General features: G+C 46.2%; 7 protein-coding genes. 3 read left to right on the top strand and 4 right to left on the bottom strand.

Features of this window, described 5'->3' with window-relative positions:
• Positions 1-109: 109 nt before the first annotated feature.
• Genes WCO51_08230 through WCO51_08240 form a run of 3 tightly spaced genes read right to left on the bottom strand, consistent with a single transcriptional unit; the run spans position 110 to position 2,666 of the window.
• The gene (locus WCO51_08230) at positions 110-1,651 is read right to left on the bottom strand and encodes a hypothetical protein (GenBank protein ID MEI6513245.1); all 1,542 of its coding nucleotides are present in this window, start codon (positions 1,649-1,651) and stop codon (positions 110-112) included.
• Between the two features lies 1 nt (position 1,652).
• Positions 1,653-2,186: a prepilin-type N-terminal cleavage/methylation domain-containing protein gene (locus tag WCO51_08235; GenBank protein ID MEI6513246.1), complete on the bottom strand. Its 534-nt coding sequence runs from the start codon at positions 2,184-2,186 to the stop codon at positions 1,653-1,655.
• Between the two features lie 6 nt (positions 2,187-2,192).
• Positions 2,193-2,666, bottom strand: coding sequence for a prepilin-type N-terminal cleavage/methylation domain-containing protein (locus WCO51_08240; GenBank protein ID MEI6513247.1), 474 nt, complete (start codon positions 2,664-2,666; stop codon positions 2,193-2,195).
• Positions 2,667-2,929: 263 nt separating this feature from the next.
• Between WCO51_08240 and WCO51_08245 the strand changes: the two genes are divergently transcribed.
• From WCO51_08245 to WCO51_08255, 3 genes are all read left to right on the top strand, one after another.
• Complete coding sequence (locus tag WCO51_08245) at positions 2,930-4,744, top strand: long-chain fatty acid--CoA ligase (protein MEI6513248.1); 1,815 nt, start codon at positions 2,930-2,932, stop codon at positions 4,742-4,744.
• Between the two features lie 33 nt (positions 4,745-4,777).
• Positions 4,778-5,401 carry a hypothetical protein gene (locus tag WCO51_08250; protein MEI6513249.1) on the top strand — a complete coding sequence of 208 codons (624 nt, stop codon included), beginning with the start codon at positions 4,778-4,780 and terminating at the stop codon, positions 5,399-5,401.
• A 73-nt stretch (positions 5,402-5,474) separates the two neighbouring features.
• Entirely contained in the window at positions 5,475-6,149 is a 675-nt protein-coding gene (locus WCO51_08255) for a helix-hairpin-helix domain-containing protein (protein MEI6513250.1), read from the top strand.
• Positions 6,150-6,193: 44 nt separating this feature from the next.
• Here the strand turns inward: WCO51_08255 and WCO51_08260 are convergent.
• Positions 6,194-6,572, bottom strand: a 379-nt coding sequence (locus WCO51_08260; GenBank protein ID MEI6513251.1) for an amino acid--tRNA ligase-related protein, incomplete at its 5' end; no start/stop codon positions are given.

Raw genomic sequence — 6,572 nt, forward strand, 5'->3', positions numbered from 1 at the left:
TTATTCAACCCGGTTCTTCAACCAATTCAGCGATACTCTAATTAGCTAACTATAAAAACAGGCGGGTTCCAAACGGAACCCGCCTGTTTTTTATTTGATTGGTTAAAACTTATTGACTCGTTACTGTTTTCCAAGAAAGACGTTGGTAGGTACCTGTTGTTGGATAGAACGGTGGTGGGTTTATCGCTAGACGGGGGTCGTAGCTATAGTTCTTTGAATAGCCACTGGAGAGTGTGCCGGTTGATGAGTTGAACGTGCCGACGGGTCCTCTTTTTTTCTGGATGACTCCGCCGAGCAGTTTCAATGTGCCGGTGGGTGTTTTCGTGTCGTAGTTCGTTACGTAGAAGCTTCCAGTAGTAGTATTTTGACCGCCTGCTGTCATCACCGCATCGATTTCAAGGTTTTGAGGGGCAGTCGAAGCAATCACTACGTTGTTAGCCACTAGGCCAAGAGTTCCTGCCGCTAAGTTCACTGCATCAGAACTGGATTTCGTCTTGTCGGGTCGAGTGCGGTAAACGAGGTTATCAGCGATTGTAATGTTTTTACCGGCATTTACGTCTGTAGCGATGGTCCATGCTGAGCGTGTCGCGATAGCGCCCATCGTAACTTTATTGTCTGCAACCTCCCCTTTTAATGAGGTGATATTCCCCGTGCAATAAACTGCACCGTTTGTTATTGGGCCGCTGACAGTTGAACCGTCCGGTTTTAATAATGTTGATGATCCATTGGCTACATCGACAGTAACCGTACTCGTACTCGTCCCCTGTTTAATGGTGAAAACCTGCCTGCCTGACGTATCGACCGAAAGCGCCATCGTGCAGTCACCATAGATATAGATACCGCCGCTATTGGATGATTTCAGAGAAACGCCGGTAGTGGTTGGAAAGCCGGTTGATGCTCCCCATGCCGCATTTTTCTGAGCGTCAGTCGAATTGGGGAGAGCAATTGTAGGCATTCCGAGTTGGTATCCCCTGCTACCATTTTCATATATCTTTTTGAAGGTGGTTTCATTTGAAGGCGTGCTTGGGTTATAGGCGATCGATGATCCGCTTACCGTTACCAAATCTTTGAATATGGAAGCGCTTGAGTTGGTATAGTTGATAGAGAGCTTCGATCCGTTTGCGCTGTTGGTATGTGCAGGGCCATCGCAAATATCACCCGTTTTCCACCAGATTGCGCCATTAGTGATACTCGATGATTCCTGATCGGTGAAATAGGCGAATTTCCCGAATGTCGCTTGTTGAATCACAAGTTGCACTGTTTTTGTATTTCCATTAACAGTCCCAACCGACGTTATTGTATATGATTTAAGGTATTGCGTAGCATTGGCCGGATCGGGGGTTATTGTGACCCGATAGGTTCCAGCTCCAAGCGATTGTGCGCCGTTGAAAGGATCAAACGGAGAGGTTTGGGATGGCGGTGTTGATTGATTTCGAACCCATAACGCAGCCATTTCAGCCCCTGACTCTGCAAGGTTGAAACTGGTAGCCTGAAATGTTCTGGTTTGTCCCATATGCAGCCCATTGACAGTGACGGTTAGCACGCCAACCCCCATGAGTGTCACAAGTAGTAACATGATCATGGTCATAATCAAGATAGCGCCGCGTGTTTTTTTCGGAGAAGCAAATCGGTTTTTAATATAGGGTCTCATATCAATAATTCCTTAGGTATACAACTCGCTCAGTTAGGTACGTCGTCTTAGAACCACTCGATCCGGTATTTCTCGCATCTACAGTAATTTGAACGGATCGAGTAGTATCGATGGTGTATCTTACGGCCTGGATATTCCTTGCGACAATACGACTTCCGCCCTTTGACGGATTTCGCCAAAGATAAGTCCCCGTCCTAGTTAATGAACCGGTATTATCAGACAAATAGTAATCGATGGTATTGGTTGGATCCGCCACTTGACGGTTGTAATATCCATTGGCAGTGGTTATAGGATAGGTCAATTGCAAGCGTGTGCCGCTGCTTAGAATTGCGTAGCTCTTGGCTTCTCGAAGATCACTTACGATCTTTTGCATAGCCACAACGGCATCTGAATCCGAGTATGCTTGCACAGTGATGCTATCATAAGATCGCATGGTTGACAAGAGCACTGCGAAGCCGCAGATCGTGACAAAAGCCATTATCCCGACTGAAGTCATCAGCTCAACTAATGTGAATCCGCGGCGATTTCTTAACATTTGATATTACTCCGTATTGCAAATAAGTGCGGTTAAAGTAACCGAACTTATTTTATTTTCAAAGAGAACCTTTTTCCATGAAATAGTAATCGTTACTTGTGTAACCGTTGTATTGATGGCGGCCACTTGGATTGAAGTTGATGCTGCAGGAAGGTAGGTTCCTACTTCATCGGTAACCATAAATGTATAGGGAGAAGTGGCTGGAGTACTATCAATAATTCCAGCATTTTTCATTTCCGTATAGTTCAATCGGCCAAAGCCGATTGCTCTCAATTGGTCAACTTTGTGTTGACAAAGACTGGTGGCTTGTGCGTACTGACCATTCAAGCGACCAGATTGTGCAGAAGAGTGTAGCGTTCCGGCAAATATAATGACCATCGCAGTAATAATCGATAGCGAGATCATGACTTCAAGTAAGGTGAAGCCTGATTGCCGGGGGAAATTGGCGAGCTTTTTGTTTTTATATAATCTTTTGTTCATGACTAGTCCATCTCTATTCATATATTATCGGCGAGAACGAATTATGGCTCTAGCCACTTTCCGATATAACATTTGTAGTTCAATACCGATTTTCCATAAGAAAGTTAATATCCACACCGTCAGTATGCCGGTTTGTCTAGTTCAATTTGCTTAGGCTATATTGAGGATAGGACAAATTTAGTAATACATCAGGGAAGCAGGAGAACTATTTTATTCCAAACGTCCAATAACAATCCTGATGTCAAAACGACTATAATAGAGCTATGAAAAGTCAGTTATCGGGCAAAAAATCCATTGTTCTAAAGGATACTCTGCCGAAATCACTCTATCAAATCGTTCTGCGTTATCCTGATAAACCGGCGATACAAAGTCGAGTTGATGGAGTTTTTCAGCCGATTACGTTTAAAGAACTATGGCAGGAAATCACTCAGTTCTCTCGCGGCTTGTGGGCGCTTGGTATTCGTCCGGGAGATCGAGTGGGATTATGGGCTGAAAATAGTGTCCGCTGGTCAATTGCTGACTGGTCGATTATTAGTCTTGGCGCGATAACAGTGCCGCTTTTCCCAACCCTCACTTCCGATCAGGCCGTTTATATCTTAAATGATGCCCAAGTAAAAGCGGTTGTTGTAGGCGATTCGAAACTCACTAAGAAGATGACTGAAGCGGTTAAGTCTCTCAATGAACCGGCTCCTCTTTTAATTCTTGAAGGTGAGTATGGTGAGGCCATTAGCTATGAAATGGTCAAAGCTAAAGGGATCGCCGCAGACCTGAGCGAAGAGGATTGGTTGTTAGGGATCAAGAGCGCTAAACCGGATGATCTCGTGACATTCATCTACACATCCGGCACAACCGGCGAGCCAAAAGGCGCGATGCTGGATCACCACAATTTCCTAATTAATATTGAAGATGCGCTTCAGGCCTTTTCACTTACTGAAGAAGATAAATTTCTTGGGTTTTTACCTTTAAGTCATATTTTTGGCCGCTTTGGCGACCATTTTCTAGCTGCAGTAGTTGGGGCTACGGTTTATCAGGCGGAAAGTCTATCAAGCTTGCGGGCAGATATTCGAGAAGCAGGACCGACCTTGATGCTCGGCGTCCCGCGTTTCTTTCAAATGGTTCAGCATACAATCACAATTAATGCCGAGAAAGAAACAGGGTTTAAACGCATACTTTTCAATTGGGCGCTGCGGGTGGGCATTCAACGTGCCAAGGCAGTAGGGAACGGGAGAAAACTTTTACCGTGGACCGCTATACAGTTCGCGATTACCGATAAGCTTGTAGGAAAGAAAATCCGCCAAAGGATTGGAGGCCATCTGCGCTTCTTTGTCTCCGGCGGCGCAGCTTTACCGATGGATACTGCTGAGTTTCTTATGGCTTTTGGAATCTTGGTACTTGAAGGATATGGTCTGACTGAAACGCCAACTTTTATCTCCGTTAACCGACCGGAATCAATCCGATTTGGAACAGTGGGCATTCCCGCAGCTCATGTTGAAGTGAAGATAGCCGAAGACGGCGAGATACTCAGCCGCGGTCCGAATACAATGCGCGGCTATTATAACCTTCCCGATGCAACAAAAGAGGCGCTTGATAAAGATGGCTGGTTCCATACCGGTGATATTGGCGCTTATGAAAATGGCTATGTGCGCATCACCGATCGAAAGAAGGACCTGTTGGTACTCAGCAATGGGAAGAATATCGCCCCCCAACATATCGAGAACTTGTTAAGGCTCAGTGAATATATTGCTGAAGCGGTTGCTCTTGGGGATGGACAGGCAGTTGTATCTGCTTTGATTCTGCCAGACTTCGAGCGGCTAACAAAATGGATAGCTGAAAATGGGCTTCCATCAAAATCATCCGAACTTATTGAGCATCCCAAACTAAAAGAGTTGATTCGTTCTGAGATTGATAAAGTCAACCGTGAGCTTGCTGATTATGAAAAGGTAAAGCGCTTTGAGTTTATTTCTGAACAATTTTCAGTTGAGGGCGGAGAGCTTACACCAACACTGAAAGTCAAACGGCGGGTTATCAGGCAGAAATTTGAACCTATAATCAAGCGCATGTCACGGGGCGGGGATTAGCAACGTACCACTGGATAGGTGCAATTAATTGTTATGCCAAGCGCAAAAGACCGGATAGTTTGCCCGAAATGCGGAGTGAATAATATGCCAGGCCAGGCAGCCTGTTGGAAATGCGGCGCCCCTTTGCCCTTCGTGTCGAGTCAACCTCCAGTAAAAGTGCCAATTCCTACGCCTCAGCCGACCGGACAGCCACCGCAACAAGCCCAACCACCCTATGGGTATAACCCTTACCAACCTCCGCCCAATTACCCGCAGGGAGGCTACGCATATCCTCCTAAACGCCGCTCCTGGGTCTGGGTAGGGTGTTGCTGCTTGCCCATAGTATTAAGTATTTTCGCGGCGTTAATAATTTGGATGGTGGTATTGCCGCGTGTGATTCCCGTCTCGCCTGAAAAGTTCTTAATGGTTACGCTTGGCTCGCCGCCTAGTCAGGTTGAACATGTTTTAGGGCATCCTTTTCAAAAGAAAACCGGCGCATATCGGCCAGTACTGCCGGGTGATTCGTTTGCGCTAGCGGTTCCGACTGAAAAATGGATCTATAACGGGGGGTATGTCCTCTTCCAAAATGGCTTAGCCGTAGAAGCTCAACCTGGACCAGCCCCTGCGATGCTCCCCATAAGCGAAGCTGAACGTTCCAATTATCCCGGAATCCGTTAGCAATTTTAATTTCCAAAGAAGGAAACTCATCAACAGCCGGAGTATCTACTATTAATAGTTTTAGGAGTAGGACATGTTGAACAGCATAGGGAACCAAGGCAAGGCTGCTTTGTTTATCGGCGCATTGTGTTTGATCGTGATAGGCTATGTTATGTTGCGCCCTCAAAAACAGGAGCCGATAGTGTTTCACGATGAGAAACCGGCAACAACATCAACTCAACAAGCGCCAACTCCAACTCAGGCAACTGAAGTTGTAGTGCATATTGCCGGTAGAGTGAAGAAGCCGGGGTTATACCACTTACCCCTCAATGCCCGAGTAGATGATGCCTTGAACGCCGCCGGAGGCGCTTTGGCTGATGCTGACTTAGATGCAGTCAATCTTGCCTCTATTGTTGTTGATGGCAAACAGCTCTACATCCCTAGCAAAAAGCCTGAAATCTCAAAACCGATTAGAGTCGATCAAGCCTACGTCCCAGAAAGACTGGCTTCTGCGACAGCTCAATCAAACACCCGAAATGACCAATCATCTTCGGCCAAATTACACACTCCTGGTGAAGGGGTAGTGCATATAAACTCAGTCTCATTAGAGGGTTTACAGCGATTACCGGGAGTTGGCCCCGCATACGCTCAAAGGATACTGGACTATCGAAAAGAGCATGGGGGGTTCAAGCGGATAGAAGAATTAATGGAAGTAAGCGGCATTGGCCCCAAGAAGTTCGAAAAGATGAGAGCGTTTTTAGCTTTGTAATAACTTCTCCCTGCACTTACAAAAGTGCAGGGAGAAGAGGTTGATTACTTTTTATCTTCCTTGACTGGACTTTTGATTTTAAGGTGGAGTTCATCTAATTGCTTTTGTGCAACAGATGAGGGGGCGCCGAACATGACGTCGATTCCGGCAGCGTTTTTCGGGAAGGCAATGACATCGCGAATGGTATCATCATCGGTTAAAAGCATTACCGTGCGATCGATCCCCGGGGCAATTCCACCGTGTGGAGGCGCTCCAAACTCGAAAGCCTCTAACATATGACCGAATCTTTCCTGTATTTCCTGTTCAGGGATGCGTAATAGCTCGAAGACCTTATGCTGGATGTCCGGGCGGTGAATACGAATAGAGCCACTCGCCAGTTCTGTTCCGTTGCAAACGAGGTCATAGCATTGGGCAATAACCTTG

It is taken from the genome of bacterium, from assembly GCA_037131655.1.
Classification (GTDB): domain Bacteria; phylum Armatimonadota; class Fimbriimonadia; order Fimbriimonadales; family JBAXQP01; genus JBAXQP01.